11 protein-coding genes and 1 riboswitch are annotated in these 15,708 nt (G+C 59.6%); of the genes, 8 read left to right on the top strand and 3 right to left on the bottom strand.

What is annotated here, in order from left to right:
- Positions 1-260: 260 nt before the first annotated feature.
- The 3 genes from JHD62_RS08280 to nhaR form a co-directional block, all read right to left on the bottom strand.
- A complete protein-coding gene (locus JHD62_RS08280; protein WP_199102495.1) occupies positions 261-1,862 on the bottom strand; it encodes a GGDEF domain-containing protein in 1,602 nt (533 codons plus the stop codon).
- A gap of 114 nt (positions 1,863-1,976) precedes the next feature.
- Entirely contained in the window at positions 1,977-4,007 is a 2,031-nt protein-coding gene (locus JHD62_RS08275; protein ID WP_233160763.1) for a site-specific recombinase, read from the bottom strand.
- A 203-nt stretch (positions 4,008-4,210) separates the two neighbouring features.
- Positions 4,211-5,110: a transcriptional activator NhaR gene (gene nhaR, locus JHD62_RS08270; RefSeq protein WP_199102494.1), complete on the bottom strand. Its 900-nt coding sequence runs from the start codon at positions 5,108-5,110 to the stop codon at positions 4,211-4,213.
- Between the two features lie 141 nt (positions 5,111-5,251).
- Between nhaR and htpX the strand changes: the two genes are divergently transcribed.
- The 8 genes from htpX to JHD62_RS08230 all read left to right on the top strand — a co-directional run bounded on the left by htpX (position 5,252) and on the right by JHD62_RS08230 (position 15,474).
- Entirely contained in the window at positions 5,252-6,133 is an 882-nt protein-coding gene (htpX, locus tag JHD62_RS08265) for a protease HtpX (protein ID WP_199102493.1), read from the top strand.
- A gap of 101 nt (positions 6,134-6,234) precedes the next feature.
- A complete protein-coding gene (locus JHD62_RS08260; RefSeq protein ID WP_233160761.1) occupies positions 6,235-7,239 on the top strand; it encodes a TerC family protein in 1,005 nt (334 codons plus the stop codon).
- Between the two features lie 109 nt (positions 7,240-7,348).
- A riboswitch (Fluoride riboswitch) is annotated at positions 7,349-7,448 on the top strand.
- Between the two features lie 77 nt (positions 7,449-7,525).
- Positions 7,526-8,809, top strand: coding sequence for a voltage-gated chloride channel family protein (locus JHD62_RS08255; protein WP_199102492.1), 1,284 nt, complete (start codon positions 7,526-7,528; stop codon positions 8,807-8,809).
- 160 nt (positions 8,810-8,969) lie between these two features.
- Positions 8,970-10,394, top strand: a complete 1,425-nt coding sequence (gene aldA, locus JHD62_RS08250) for an aldehyde dehydrogenase (RefSeq protein ID WP_199102491.1) — start codon at positions 8,970-8,972, stop codon at positions 10,392-10,394.
- 109 nt (positions 10,395-10,503) lie between these two features.
- Complete coding sequence (locus JHD62_RS08245) at positions 10,504-11,787, top strand: nitrate/nitrite transporter (protein ID WP_199102490.1); 1,284 nt, start codon at positions 10,504-10,506, stop codon at positions 11,785-11,787.
- Positions 11,787-13,034: a mandelate racemase/muconate lactonizing enzyme family protein gene (locus tag JHD62_RS08240; RefSeq protein ID WP_199102489.1), complete on the top strand. Its 1,248-nt coding sequence runs from the start codon at positions 11,787-11,789 to the stop codon at positions 13,032-13,034. Before JHD62_RS08245 ends, JHD62_RS08240 begins: the two co-directional genes overlap by 1 nt.
- Positions 13,031-14,650, top strand: a complete 1,620-nt coding sequence (locus JHD62_RS08235) for a GMC family oxidoreductase (RefSeq protein ID WP_199102488.1) — start codon at positions 13,031-13,033, stop codon at positions 14,648-14,650. The genes JHD62_RS08240 and JHD62_RS08235 overlap by 4 nt, the downstream gene beginning before the upstream one ends.
- Before the next feature lie 86 nt (positions 14,651-14,736).
- Positions 14,737-15,474 carry an IclR family transcriptional regulator gene (locus tag JHD62_RS08230; RefSeq protein ID WP_197077255.1) on the top strand — a complete coding sequence of 246 codons (738 nt, stop codon included), beginning with the start codon at positions 14,737-14,739 and terminating at the stop codon, positions 15,472-15,474.
- The last annotated feature ends 234 nt before the right edge of the window (positions 15,475-15,708 follow it).

Raw genomic sequence — 15,708 nt, 5'->3', positions numbered from 1 at the left:
GTCTCTCCGAAGGAGCCTGTGCCAAAGGCGGATTCCCGGCATTGATTGATTTGTAGTATATGGAGCGCGGCTTGGTCTTATTCACTGTTGTTGAAAAAATGGACAGTGAAATTTCATGTCCTAGTCAAAAAAATCAGTGATGAAATGCTGTTTTTACATGCGGCTGAAGCGGGCTTGATCATGGTCAAACAAAGTGTCCCGGCCCGGTACTTTTGCAGGCGTAAACAGTGCAATGCAGCATGGCTGGCGGCAGGCTGGCGCTAATTGAAACGGTAGCAATCACCGCCGGCATGCTTGGCCAGGTACATGGCCTGATCGGCTTCCTGCATCAGTGAATCGGCCGTGCTGTCTGGCCCGGCCAGGCTAAGACCAATGGAAATACCCACCTTGTAGGCATGGGTGCCGATGCGTAATGGTTCCTGCATGGCCTGAATGCATTTGTCGGCCACGGTGCGTACTGCTTCAGCAGCGTGCTCATCCAGATTGCACATCAGCAGGACAAACTCGTCGCCCCCAATACGCGCCAGGGTATCGGTCTCGCGCACGATGGCTTGCAGGCGGGTGGTCACCATACGCAGCGCCTCGTCACCTGCCTCGTGCCCCATGCTGTCGTTGATCTGCTTGAAACCGTCCAGGTCCATGAACAACAGGGCCAGATGGGTGCCGTGGCGGCGCGACTGCGCCAAGGCCAGTTTCAGGCGGTCTGCCAGCAGGCGGCGGTTGGGCAGGCCGGTGAGAGGGTCGTGGTGGGCAATACGCTCCAGCTGGCCTTGCTGTTCGTGCAACTTGCCCAGCAAACGATTGAAGGCGGCAATCAGATGTCCGACTTCATCATTGCGCCGGATCGACAAGGGAACCAGCGGGGTTTCGCCGCGCGTCATCCGCTCGGCATCTTCCGCCGCCTGAAACAGCGGGCGCAGCACGATATACATGCACAGGGTGGCCAGCATGGCAAACAACACGGTGGCGATGATGGAGCCGCGCACGGCAAAGCCTTGCGCATGCCTTACCGTAGCAAAAGCTTCGCTGGCCGGTGTATACGCCACTACCAGCCAGCCGGCGCTGGGGACGGTTACCGTGGTGGATACTTGTTCTTCTCCCCGTGTGTTGGTGGTGATCTCCGTGCCGTGATAGCCGCTCAGGGCGGTATCCTGCAGCGGATTCACGCCGACGGGCGACAGGGAGGCCATGGCCAGCTGCTTCTGGGTGTCGGCAATAAACAATTTGTCGCGTGGCGATAACAACAGGAATCCGCCCTTGCCATTGCCAATACGGGATTTCTGCATTACATCCAGAAAGCCGGGGGCGGACAGTGGGGTGATACCGACCAGGATGGCTGTCACCTGCATATTGTGGTCAAACAAGGGGGTGGCCATCGGCAGGATGGGAATGCGCAAGGCGTAACCGATCACCGGCTTGCCGATATAGCGTTTGCCTTGCTGGGCGGCGTGGATATAGTCGCGGTCCGTGTAACTGTGGTTCTGGCGTCCCGGTGCGGTAGGGTAGTCTGCAATCACCCTGCCTTGGGCGGTGGTGACAAACAGGCCGCCGGGAAACAGGCTTTGGTAACGGTAGTGCTGACGCAGCCAGTCCTGCAGGGCGGCAGGTTGTTGCAGCAGTTGCTGTGGCAGGTCGGTGGCCAGTTGGTCAAGCAGGGCCTCGCGCTGGGTGATCTTGTCATCAATGTCACGCGCAACATAGCTGGCCAGTGTCTGTTGCTGTTCCTGCACCACAGTGCTGAGGTCCTGGCGCAAAAAACTGCCCAGCGCAAAATAGCGCACCACCGTACCCAGGCTCACCAGGCAAACCACCATGATCACCAGACGGGTGATGATGCTGTCAAAAATACGGCGCAGGCTCATCAGTACACGGGAGGTAAAGGAAATGACCGGCCAGTTTAACCGACGTCATTCCTTCCGTATATCGCCAATCCCCTTTTCTTGTTATGGAATTGTCATGGCCGTCGCTGTAAGGCGTCAGGCTTCCTTGCTGCCTTCCGTATCCGGCTCGGTCGGACTGCCGGCTGGCGGAATGAAAAACTGCAAGGGCTGGCGGATAAAGCGTTTGAACAGCAAGGGCAGCAGGGGCAACACCTGATGTCCGGAGAGCTTGCGCGACCGTAGCGCCACCCACAAGGCCAGAATGAAACTGACTGCCAGGTTGGTCAGACCGATCAGCGCCACACCGCCGGCGTAGAGTGCCATCTGCGCCAGCGGCAACTGGAAATCCAGCGTCACCAGGCCAAAAGCCAGGTTGGCGGCCGAGAAGGTAATGTGCCGGATGTCCAGCGGCAAACCCAGCATGATGCCGATGGTGCCGGTCAGGCCCAGAAACAGGCCGAAATAGAAGTTGCCGGCCAGTGCGCCCAGATTGTGTTCCACATAATGCCCCAGCTTCCAGGCGCGGTGCTTGCCCAGCAATCTGTTCAAGAGCGGGTGGTTGGCCAGCCGTTCCGGAATGCGCCGGTAAATGGCCTTGTTGTCGTAATAACCGGCAATCAGCCCGGACAGGAACAGGTAAACCCCGGCAATGCCGGCATGCAGCAAGGCCAGGCTGTGCCACGGGTCCAGATCGTGCAGCAGGTGTGCTGCCTTTTCTGTCGACACCACCGGTGTACCGAACAAGGCCTGCCAGCCATAGGCAATCAGTGCGGCAGTGGGGATGGCCAGCAGCACATTCCCCAGAATGGCGACAAACTGGGTGCGCATGACCTTGGTGACCAGATCGGCCAGATCATCCAGTGCAACACGGCTGCCGCTCTTTTCCTGCTGATGCAGCGCCGCAGCAATACGTGCTGCCGTCATGGCCGGTTGCTTGGTGGCAATGGTGAAGTGCAACAGCTGCACGATGATGAAGCCGATGGCGTAGTTCATGCCATAAGCCAGGCCTTCCCACAGCAAGGGCAGGTGAGCCTGCGCCAGCAGCAGCTTGATCAGCGCCATTACGCCGACAATCAGTCCGGCACCCATGGCGGCGCGCGCCATGCTCCCCCATTCCCGGCGTGTTTCGGCAATATAGTGCTCGCCATGGCGCCCGGCATGTTCGGTTACCTGCAAGGCCAGTAGTTCGGTATTGGATTTGAATACATCGCTGACGCTGTATTTGCGGTTTTCCGCCCGGGCAAAGTCCAGCAGCAAGTGGAACAGTGCAGGATTGCGCGCCGGGTCGTGATCCGGTTCCAGCAGGCACAGCAGGGCACGCAGGCGGTTCAGGCTTTGCAGCAGGCGCAGGGCCTGATAAGTGAGATTGACCGAGATGCCGTTGCGCGAGGCATTCTTGCGGATCTTGCCCAGAATCAGCTCGCATTGCTCCAGCAATACCAGAATGTGCTTGTCGTCCTCCGCCAGCGCTGTGCCATCGGCCAGTGCCTGGCGATAACTGTCGGCATAGCTCAGCACGGCGGCGTTCAGGTGCAGGAAGGGCGACTCGAAGCGTTCGATGTCCGGATACACCCGCACCAGTTCCGGCTCCAGGCCAATGGCCGTGACCCGCGCGCTGAGGATTTGCACCGCTTCCACCATTTGCAGGCGGGTCTGGGTCCAGCCGGTGCGGTCTTGTTCTTCATGCCAGGCCATGGCTTGCCACAGCTGCTGCCAGGTGTCGTCCGGAATACCGGCCAGCCAGACATGATCGCGTTTCCAGCGGAACAGGCGGCCAAAGCGGTCTTGCAGCGAATCTTCACGCACCGGCATGGGCAGCAGCCGTTCACCCACCCGCTTTGACAGGGTGGAGAAAAAGCCGGTATTGGCGAGGATGCCGGACTCGGTATACAGCGGAATCTGGCGGGTTTGGGTCAGTAATTCCAGCAAGGCGCTGCGCAAGGCCTGGCGGTAGTCGGCGTTGTGCTCCAGCAGCCAGCTGAGCGCACGCATGTTCATTACCGCTTGTTCATGCCTGTCGGCATGGGACGGGCGCAGCTGGCGCACCAGCTCGGCCAGTGCCGCACCCGGGGTGATGTTTCCCTGCTGCAGATCGAAAAACAAGGTGTCTAGCGTGGAGTTTGGCAAGGTGAACAGCGCTCCGTGGTTGGTGCCAGCCGCAGGGCCGGGCAGTGTTGCAGCAGTTTCCACTGCACAGCGCAGTGCAATACAGCGCCGCTGTGGGTACTTGACTGAAACATGGGCTGGTAAAGGAAATATCAGACTATTCTTATGTTAATTCAGTTCAATCCAGAGTTTATTAATCCGGATCGAGAGTGCCATTTTTCCGTTCAGCGTTCTGCAGCAAGAGTTTGCTGAATAATGGCCTGAACCGCCATGTGCTGCAATTTACGGCGGTTGGTAATGGCGTAATAGTGTTCTTCCACTCCACTGACTTGCCCCAGCAGGCCCAGCTTGCCGTTTCCGGTAATGTCATCAGCAGAAAATGCCGGTGCAGGAAACAGGCCCGCGCCTTGTTCGCCAAAGGTTTGCAATAGCGCGCCATCCTTGAATTCCCCCACGATTTCCGGCCGTATGCCCAGCTCGTCCAGCCAATGCTCCAGTTGCGCCCGCAGCACATTGTCACGGCTGGGGAGCAGCAAGGGCGCGCGGTGCAGGCTGTGCGGGAAGTCCGCCTGGTAGCGCGCGGCCAGCTCTGGCGTGGCGTAGATCATCACCGGGCAGCGTGCCAGCAAATGCGATTGCATGGCTTGCTGTCCGGCGGCCGGGGCCGGGCGGTCGGCCAGTACCAGATCCAGGCTATGGCTGGCCAGTTCGTTCAGTAATTGGTCGAAAGCCCCTTCCGTGCAGTGCAGTCGCAAACGCTGTGGCAAGGCCAGTGCCGGTTTGAGCAGACGGTAGGCAATGCTTTTGGGGAGAACATCGCTGACGCCGCTGCTCAGGCGCAGCGTGTTGTCCAGTTGTTCGTCGGCCAGCAGCTCCTGCAACTCCTCGCCCAGCTGGAAGATGCGGTCGGCATAGGTCAGTGCCATGCGTCCTGCCTCGGTCAGCACCAGGCCACGGCCTTGCTGCTTGAACAGGGCGCGGCCGATTTGCTGCTCCAGTCGGGAAATCTGGCCGCTTACCGTCTGGGCGCTCATGCCCAGCTGCTGGGCGGCGGCAGTCACACTGCCTGCGCGTGCCACTGCCCAGAAATAATGCAAATGCTTGTAGTTTAGATTGCTGAGCATGATGATTCGAAAAAATCGTAAAAACATTACTATTTTATTTGATTTTTTCGTGGAGAAGAAACATCTATCATGCAGCATCTGAATGTCGTGGCCACGTAAGGGATACGGGCCATCAACCAACCACCACCGAGGGGATAGATCATGAAACGCGTGATTCTGCTGATCGCCACCAATATTGCGGTGATGCTGGTGCTGAGCATCGCCGCCCAGTTACTGGGTATCAACCGCTTCATCACCGCCGGCGGCCTGAACATGGGCAGCCTGCTGGCCTTTGCTGGCCTGATGGGCTTTGGCGGTGCCTTCATTTCGCTGTGGATGTCCAAGACCATGGCCAAGTGGAGCACCGGTGCCCGTGTGATTGAGCAGCCGGCTAACGAAACCGAGCGCTGGCTGCTGTTTACCGTACGCAAGCTGGCTGACCGTGCCGGCCTGCCGATGCCGGAAGTCGCCGTGTATGAGGGCGAGCCGAATGCCTTTGCCACCGGTGCCAGCAAGTCCAATTCGCTGGTGGCGGTGTCTACCGGCTTGCTGGCCTCCATGACCGAGCAGGAAGTGGAAGCCGTATTGGCCCATGAAATTGCCCATATCCAGAATGGCGACATGGTGACGCTGACCCTGATCCAGGGCGTGGTGAATACCTTTGTCTTCTTCCTGGCCCGTGTGGTGGGCTATGTGGTGGACAACTTCCTGCGCCGCAATGACGAGGAGTCGTCCAGCGGTACCGGTATCGGCTACTTCATTACTGTCATCGTGTGTGAAATCGTGTTCGGCATCCTGGCCTCTTTCATCGTGATGTACTTCTCGCGTCAGCGTGAATACCGTGCCGATGCCGGTGCGGCCAAGCTGCTGGGCAGCCCGCAGCCCATGATTGCCGCGCTGCACCGTCTGGGTGGTGTGCATGCTGGTGAACTGCCGCAGAACATGGCCGCGTCCGGTATTTCCGGTGGCGCCGGCCTGATGGGGCTGATGTCCAGCCACCCGTCGCTGGAGTCGCGCATCGCTGCCTTGCAGGCTGCGCGCTGATTCATCCGGGCGGTTTCAGGAGTGAACGATGAGCAGGCCCGGCCTGCTCATCTGCGTTTTATCCGGTCACCTGCCGTCATGGCAGTGAACCAAAAGGAAAGATGAAAACAATGGAATGGCTGAATCTGCTGTTTGCCGGTACGCCCTTGTGGATGTGGCTGATGTTCATGGGCATCGTTGCGGCCTTGCTGGTATTTGACCTGGGCGTGCTCAACAAGGACGACCACGAAATCGGGGTACGCGAAAGCCTGAAGCTGTCGGCCTTTTACATTGCCATCGGGCTGGCGTTTGGTGGCTGGGTGTGGTGGTATCGCGGTGGCGATGCCGGCATGCAGTACCTCACCGGTTATCTGGTGGAAAAATCGCTGTCGATGGACAACATCTTCGTGATGTCGCTGATTTTCAGTGGCATGGCGGTGCCGCGCCTGTATCAGCACCGGGTGTTGTTCTGGGGCATTCTGGGCGTCATCGTGTTGCGTGCCGTGATGATAGGCCTGGGGGCGGTGCTGGTGGCCGAATTCAAGTGGGTGCTGGTGTTGTTCGGCCTGTTCCTGTTGCTGACCGGGGTCAAGATGCTGTTCAGCCAGGAGGAAAGCCACCCGTCGCTGGATGACAACAAGCTGTATCAGTGGCTGCGCCGTCACCTACGCCTGACGCCCACCTTGCATGGCCATCATTTTCTGGTGCGTGGCGAGCAGCACGGGCTGAGCCGCGGCTGGTGGGCGACCCCCTTGCTGCTGACGCTGCTGCTGGTGGAAAGCGCCGATCTGGTCTTTGCGGTGGACAGCATTCCGGCCATCTTTGCCATCACCCAGGACCCCTTCCTGGTGTACACCTCCAACATCTTTGCCATCCTCGGCCTGCGCGCGCTGTACTTTGCCCTGTCCGCCATGGTGCACCGCTTTGAATACCTCAAGTACTCGCTGGCCGTGGTGCTGGTGTTCATCGGGGTGAAAGTGGGGCTGGTGTATCTCAACGATATCCAGCTGGTGCAGTTCCATATCCCGACTGGCGTGTCGCTGGTGGTGACACTGGGCCTGCTGGCCGGTGGCGTGCTGTATTCGCTGTACAAGACACGCAATGAGTCGGGCGACAGTCTGTCCTGAGGCTGATCTGCCGGTTTAATACCTGTTCTGCTGCTGGTCTGGCCGGGCTGTCCCTTTGGGGTCGCCCGGCTTTTTGCTTGTCGCCGGCCGGCTTTGCCGCTAGCATGACTTTTCTTCGGGAGATGGCATTCCTCCCGCCTGTTGGCTGCTTCCTGCCCGGACGTAGCGGCAGCGAACCGCCCGTCCGGGCTGATGATGCCTGCAGGTATCCCGTGCCGGGAGCTGCAGGTGCGTCAGTATGTTCCGGCATTGGGGGTGATTTCGAGTCCTCATTCAGAAGAATTCCATGTCTGCCATTTCCCGTTCCGAAACCCTTGCCATGCTGCCGCGCATGAGCAAGCTGCTGTTACTGGCCTGCCTGGTTGCCCTGTTGGCCGGTTCTGCTTCTGCCTTCTTTCTGCACAGCCTGGTGTGGGCCACGTCCCTGCGCGTAAGCCAGCCCTGGTTGTTGTTTCTGCTGCCGCTGGCCGGTTTTGCCGTGGGCTGGGTCTACTTGCGCTATGGCCGTCAGGTGGAGGCCGGCAATAATCTGCTGATCGATGAAATCCACGACCCCACCCGCATCGTGCCCCTGCGCATGGTGCCGCTGGTGCTGTGGGGCACGGTGATGTCCCACCTGTTTGGCGCATCGGTCGGGCGCGAAGGCACCGCCGTGCAAATGGGCGGGGCGCTGGCCGATCAGGTCACCCATTTGCTGCGACTGGGCAATGCCGACCGGCGCATCCTGCTGATGTGCGGGATTGCCGCCGGGTTTGCCTCGGTATTCGGTACTCCGCTGGCCGGGGCGGTGTTTGCGCTGGAGGTGCTGGCCATTGGTCGCATGCGCTATGACGCGCTGTTTCCCAGTCTGCTGGCGGCCATCGTGGCCGATCAGGTGGGTCTGGCCTGGGGCGTGCAACACACCCATTACGCCATCAGCCAGTTTCCCGTGCTCAGTGCCTGGACCTTGCTGGCCACGCTGGTGGCCGGGGCGCTGTTTGGCCTGGTTGGCAAGCTGTTTGCCAACAGCACCCATGCCTTGTCGGCACTGATCAAGCGCCATGTGTCCTATGCGCCCTTACGGCCCTTGCTGGGCGGCGTGTTGCTGGTGGCCATTGTCTGGCCCAGCGGTGCCGAGCGTTTTATCGGGCTGGGTATTCCCACCATTGTTGATGCCTTCACCCAGCCGCTGCCTGCCTATGACTTTGCCGCCAAGCTGGGGCTGACCGTACTGTCACTGGCCAGCGGCTTCAAGGGCGGGGAAGTGACGCCGCTGTTTTTCATCGGCGCCACGCTGGGCAATGTCCTGTCGCCGCTATTGCACCTGCCGTTCTCCCTGCTGGCAGGACTGGGCTTTGTCGCGGTATTTGCCGGGGCGGCCAATACGCCATTGGCTTCTACCATCATGGCGATGGAGCTGTTTGGCAGTGAGGTGGGCATCTACGCCGCGCTGGCCTGCGTGGCCAGTTATTATTTTTCTGGCCATAGCGGTATTTACCGCTCACAGCGTATTGCCCATGGCAAGCACCGGCCTTTTCCGCGTGGCTTGCGCCTGAGCGAGCTGGCTGCCTGGCGGCGTCGCCAGGAGTGAATGAAGCTGCTGTAAATGCAGTTTTTTCTGACGGTCTTACTGTCCTGCAAGGCAGTAAATTTCATGGGTGAAATTAAATGTTCATCCATGGAATTATTTTGACCGCGGGATAGGTGACTGGTTTGATGGAGCCAATACTCTAGTCAAGGAGTTTGGCCCCATGCAGTGCTATCAGAATTTCATCAACAACCGCTTTGTCCTGCCCGAGAGCGATGTCAGTTTCATCGTGGCGGACCCTGCCACCGGCCAGCCTTGTGCGCAGGTGTCCGCTGCCACCACTGCCGAGGCGCTGTCGGCAGTCGAGGCGGCAACGGCAGCACAAAAAGGCTGGGCAGCCTTGCCTGCCTGTGAGCGGGCACAGTATTTGCACAAACTGGCTGAGGCACTGCAGCTGCGTTCACCGCAGATTGGTGCCGCACTGGCTGACGAGTCTGGCAAAAGCCTGAGCGATGCCATGGCCGAAGCTGGCTATGCGGCTGAAATCACCCGCTTTCACGCCGAATGGGCCAGACGTATCGAAGGGGAGGTCATCCCCAGCGATAACCCGCAGGAAAACCTGCTGCTGATGCGCGAGGCCATCGGCGTGGTGGTCTGCCTCATTCCGTTCAACTTCCCTGTCTACACCTTGCTGCGCAAGATTGCGCCAGCACTGATCACCGGCAATACCGTGGTGGTGCGGCCCAGCAACAACACCCCGTGCTCGGCCTTTGAAATTGCCCAGGCGGTGCTGGATGCCGGCCTGCCTGCCGGGGTGGTGAATATCCTGACCATGAGTCATGTGGTGGCCGAAGCCGTGTGCACGCATCCGCGCGTGGGCATGATCACCCTCACCGGCAGTGTAGGGGCCGGCCGCAAGGTGCTGGAGTATTCCCAGGTGAATATTGCCAGGTCATCGCTGGAATTGGGTGGCAAGACCCCGGCCATCATCGAGCCGGATGCCAGGCTGGTGCAGGCTGCCAATGACATCGTGGCATCCGCCCTCAGCCACTGCGGCCAGCTGTGTACCTCGGTGGAGCGGGTGTATGTGCAGGAAAGCGTATACGACGATTTTGTGCGCTTGCTCAAGGAGCGCTTTGCGGCACGCCAGTACGGCAATCGGGCCCGGCATCCCAACTACATGGGTCCGCTGGTGAATGCGACCACCCGGCTCAATATCCACCAGATGGTAGAGCGTGCTGTCGATGATGGCGCGGTGCTGGAAACCGGCGGTTTCATTCCGCAAGGCCCTGGTTATTTTTACCCGCCTACCTTGCTCACCGGCTGCCGTCAGGACATGGAAATCGTACAGGAAGAAATATTCGGTCCTGTGCTGTGTGTCCTGAAATACAGCACGGCAGAAGAGGCCTTGCAACTGGCCAACGACCACCAGTTTGGCCTGGCCTCGGTGCTGTTCACCGAAAACTACCGCACCGCCATGCGTTTTGCCAACCACATCGAAGCGGGCGAGCTGTATGTCAACCGCACCCCGGCCGACCCCTACCAGGGCTATCACGCCGGCTGGAAACGTTCCGGCCTGGGCGGAGATGACGGCAAGCACGGCATGCTGGAGTTCACCCAGACGCGGCTGGTTGTCCTGAAATACTGAGCTTCCGCCCGGTCATTCATCCGGAATCACAACAAGTCTGCACACGACAGGATGGCCAACGCATAAGGCCAGCCACAAGTCCTGCGGTGCAGCAGGAGACACCATCAAGATGAATCATGCTGAGTCTTTGACAGCAGCGTCGCCGCTGCATGTCCGCAATCGTTTGCGCTTTTTCCAGTTTGGCCTGCTGCTGCTGGCCGCCGGTGCCATCTATCCGCTGCTGTATCTGCGGCAGAATTTTGAAACCACCATCCTGCAAAGCTTCCACATCAGCAGCAGCGATCTGGGCGTGTTTTATTCCATGCTCGGCGTGGTGTATGCCGTCAGCTACTTGCCCAGCGGCTGGCTGGCAGACCGCTTCCCGCCACGCTTGCTGATTTCCTTTTCCTTGTCTGTTGTGGGTGGTCTGGGGCTGTGGTTTGCCACCTTTCCGGCGTATCAGGCTTTGGAAATCATCTTTGTCGGCTGGGGACTGGCCGCCGGGCTGACCTTCTGGGCGGCACTGCTCAAGGGGGTGAAGATGCTGGCCGCAGCCAATGAGCAAGGGCGTTTCTTTGGCATTCTGGATGGCGGCCGCGGCCTGGTCGAGGCGGTGCTGGCCTCCATTGCGCTGGCCATCTTTGCCTTTCATGTCCAGCAGGGCGACGAGGCAAAGCTGGCATTGCGGCAGGTGATTTATCTGTATTCCTTTACCTGCCTGGCCATTGCCGTGCTGATTCTGCTGTTTCTGGACAAGGGCGTGGCGGAGCGCGACAGCGGGGCGGCGCGCCAGAGCAATGTGCTGGCTGATTTGCGGCTGTTGCTGGGCATTCCGCAAGTCTGGCTGCTGGCTGTCATCATTTTCTGTGGTTATCAGCTGTTCTGGGCCACCTATTCCTTTTCGGCCTACTTGCAGCAGGGCTATGGCATGAGCGCGGTGGCGGCCGGTTTCATTACCGTCACCAAATTGTGGATGCGTCCCATCGGTGGGATTGGCGGCGGTTTTCTGGGCGACCGCTTTTCCAAGGAGGGCGTACTGGGGCTGTGCATGCTGTTTGCCTCGCTCAGCCTGTGTGGCCTGATCTTTTTCCCTGGCAGTGGCGGAATGTATTTCCTGCTGGCGCTGGTGCTGCTTATCGGCGTGCTCACCTATGCCATCCGCGGCTTGTATTGGTCCTTGCTGGATGCCTGCCGGGTGCCGCTATCCGTAACCGGACTGGCCATTGGCCTGATTTCGGTCATCGGCTATTTGCCGGACATTTTCCTGCCCATGATCGATACCGCGTTTACCGCGCATTACCCCGGTATCGATGGCACCCGCTTCTATTTCGCTTATATCGCCTGCTGCGGCCTGCTGGGCACGGTTGCGGTGTTTTATTTCAAACAACTGAATAAACAAGGGGAGTCTGTGTGATGAAAATCATCTCCATGGAAACACATGTAGTGGCAGTTCCTCCACCACATGTTGGCGGTATGTACTGGATTTTTGTCACCCTGAAAACCGACTGCGGTATCGAGGGCGTGGGCGAAGTGTATGCCGCCACCTTCCACCCCGCGGTGATGGTGCCTGCCATCAACGACGTCTTCGAGCGCTATCTGTTCAATCATGACCCGCATCAGGTGGAACGCTTCTTCCGCGAGTGTTATTCCAGCGGTTTTACCCAGCGCCCGGACCTGACCATGATGGGCATCACCAGCGGCCTGGAAATGGCCTGCTGGGACATCATCGGCAAGGCGGCCAATCAGCCGGTTTACCAGCTGATTGGTGGCAAGGTGCATGAGCGCCTGCGCTCCTACACTTATCTTTATCCCGAGAATGCCCACGGCCAGTACGATTATGACGACCCCGACCTGGCGGCAGAATGTGCCGCACAGTACATGCAGCAAGGCTTTACCGCACTGAAGTTTGACCCGGCCGGGCCTTATACCGTGTATTCCGGCCACCACCTGTCACTGGAGGTGATGGACCAGTGCGAATTGTTCTGCCGCAGAATTCGCGAGGCCGTAGGCAGCAAGTGCGATCTCTTGTTCGGCACCCATGGCCAGATGACGCCGGCCTCGGCCATCCGCCTGGCGAAACGGCTGGAAAAATATGACCCGCTATGGTTCGAGGAGCCGGTGCCGCCCGGTCAGGCCGATGCCATGGCGCAAGTGGCCAGCAAGACCAGCATCCCGATTGCCACTGGCGAGCGCCTGACCACCAAGTATGAATTCCATGAGCTTTTGCAAAAGGGCGCGGCTTCCATCTTGCAGATGAATCTGGGACGGGTGGGCGGCATTCTGGAAGCCAAGAAAATTGCCGGCATGGCCGAAGCTCATTACGCCCAGATTGCCCCGCATCTTTACAACGGGCCGGTGGGTGCTGCGGCCAGCATTCAACTGGCCACCGCCACGCCTAATTTCCTGATCCAGGAAAGCATCATGACCTGGGATGGTTTCCATTCCCAGGTGCTCAAACAGCCTATCCGCTGGGAAGACGGTTTCATCATTCCGCCGACCGAGCCTGGCCTTGGCGTGGAACTGAACATGGACGTCGTCAAGGCGCACTCGCCCTATGTGGGCGAGCGTTTGCACTTGCTGATGGACCCAAAGCCGTTTGATGTGCTGACGCAGTCATCCGACGCCTGGAAAAACCGCTGGAACACGGATAAAAGCCTATGAGCCAACAATTCGACTTCATCATCGTGGGGGCGGGCTCTGCCGGATGCATCCTGGCCAGCCGCCTGAGCGAGTCCGGCCAGCATCGCGTGTTGTTGCTGGAAGCCGGCGGCAAGGATGATTCCTTCTGGTTCCGTCTGCCGGTGGGCTACGTCAAGAACTACTACAACCCGCAAACCAACTGGATGTATTACACCGAGCCGGAGGCAAACCTTGCCGGGCGCAAGCTGTATGCACCGCGCGGCAAGGTGCTGGGTGGTTCCGGTGCCATCAATGCCATGATTTATGTGCGCGGGCAGCCGGCAGATTTCGACGACTGGGAAGCCGCAGGCAATCCGGGCTGGGGCTATCGCGATGTGCTGCCTTACTTCAGGAAGCTGGAAAACCACCCGGCTGGAGAAACCCAGTGGCGCAGCAACAAGGGGCTGATCGGCATCACGCCAATGCGGGAGCAGGCGCACCCCATCTGCCAGAACTATCTGGAAGCCTGCCAGCAGCTGGGTTTGCCGCTGAATGACGATTTCAATGCCGCCCGCTTTGAAGGGGCAGGCATTTACGAGGCGAATATCCGGCATGGCGAGCGTTGCTCCAGCGCGGTGGCCTATCTGCACCCGGCCTTGAGCCGGCCTAATCTCACGGTCGAGACCCACTGTCAGGCCGAAGCCATCCTGTTTGACGCTGCCGGGCGTGCCAATGGGGTTGCGGTCAGGCAAAACGGCGTGACACGCCAGTTTTTGGCCAGCAAGGAAGTGATTGTCGCGGCCGGTGCGGTGGACTCACCCAAGCTGCTGCAATTGTCCGGCATTGGCGATGCCGCCTTGCTGCAAGAACTGGGCATTCCACTGCGCCGGCACCTGCCGGCCGTGGGGCAGAATCTGCAAGATCATCTGTGCGTGTCCTTTTACTACCGCGCCAATTGCAAGACGCTGAATGATGAACTGGGCAGCCTGTGGGGGCAGGGGATGGCAGCGCTGCGCTATGGCCTTACCCGCAAGGGGCCATTGGCGCTGAGTGTGAATCAGGCCGGGGGCTTTTTCCGTGGCAGTGAAGAGGAGGAGCGGCCGAATCTGCAACTGTATTTCAATCCGCTGTCCTACAGCATTCCCAAGGATGCCAGGGCGGCACTCAAGCCGGAACCTTACTCGGGCTTTCTGGTGTGCTTCAACCCCTGCCGCCCCAGCAGCCGGGGTTCGGTTGCCATCAGCAGTGCCGACCCGGCGCGGCCTGCCAGCATCCGCCCCAATTACCTGTCTACCGACAAGGACCGGCGCGAAGCAGTGCAGGGCAGCCGATTCATCCGTCGCCTGATGCAGGCCGAGGCCTTGCGCCGCATTACGGTAGAGGAGGTTTCTCCGGCAGGCAGGGTGGACGACGATGACAGCATGCTGCGTTTCTTCCGCGAGGAGTCCGGTTCCATCTATCATCTGTGCGGCAGCTGTGCGATGGGGCCGGATCCGGCCAGTGCTGTTGTCTCTCACCGGCTGCAAGTGCATGGAGTTGCCGGGCTGCGGGTGGTAGATGCCTCCATCTTCCCCAACATCACCTCCGGCAATACCAATGCACCGGTGATGATGGTGGCGGAAAAGGCGGCCGAGATGATTTTGCAGGACTGGCACTGAGCCGCTCAGCATCAGCATTGTTATCAACCAGGCCCTGCGCTGGCCATCTGTGCCGACAGCGCAGGGCTTTGTCACAGGAACGCATCTTGCCCGCGCGACCAACCGCCCCCGCTGTCGATGGCTCCATTGCCATTTTGCAGTTGCTGGTGAATGCCTCCTATCCGCTGACCCAGGCCGAGATCAGTGCGCAAACCGGTATTCCTGCCGCCAGCTGTTACCGTATTCTGGGCAGCCTGTTACAGGCCCAGCTGGTGGTGATGGACCCGGGGCGCAAGAAGTCCTACGCCATCGGCTCCAGGATTTTCCAGATGGCCTCCTCCATTTATGGCCGGCAAAGCATCATTCCCTATTTCCACCCGATTGCCGAAATCCTCAAGAACGAAGTACACAAAACGGTGCTGCTGAGCATTCCGGTGGGTAATACCGTGGTAGTGGTGGCCAAGCTGGAGTCCGCACTCGGTCATCGTTTTCATGCTTACATCGGCCAGACCTTGCCCTTGCACCGTGCCGCTGCTGGCAAGGCCATTCTCAGCCTGCGCAGCAAGGATTATCTGCAAGCGTATCTGGATGGCGAATACCTGCTTGCACCACCGGAGCTGCGCACCCAGCTGGAACGTGCCCAGCGCCTGGGTTATGCCGTGACGCATGATGAAATCGAAAGTGGCGTCAGCTGCCTGGCTGCTCCAGTGGTCAACCTGAGCCATGAGCCGATTGCCGCCATCAGCATTTGCGTTGCCAGCAATGAGCTGAGCGAACAGGCAAGCCGCAGTTATTCCAGCCCCCTGATTCAGGCGGCGCGCCAGCTGGCCGCGCGCATAGGCTGAGCCACCGGCTGGCCTGATTTTGCATTTCGCCTTGCCTTGGGGTTCCCGGCGGGTGCAGCCTGGCATCCCGGATGCTATGCTCACCCGACCTGCTGATGATGTGCAGTGTGCTGTCGGAAAAACGGCACAACAGCCAGGAGCCGCGTGATTGCTTGCCGCAGTGCGGCACATGGCAGACCGCCCACTTTAACTGTGGGCGGTTTTCTGTTTGCAGCAGCATGCGTGCGGAATGCT

The sequence above is a fragment of the Aquitalea sp. ASV11 genome (assembly GCF_016429185.1).
GTDB lineage: Bacteria > Pseudomonadota > Gammaproteobacteria > Burkholderiales > Chromobacteriaceae > Aquitalea > Aquitalea pelogenes.
Note: the sequence above shows the minus strand (reverse complement) of the source record. Positions and strands in the feature narration are given on the sequence as shown.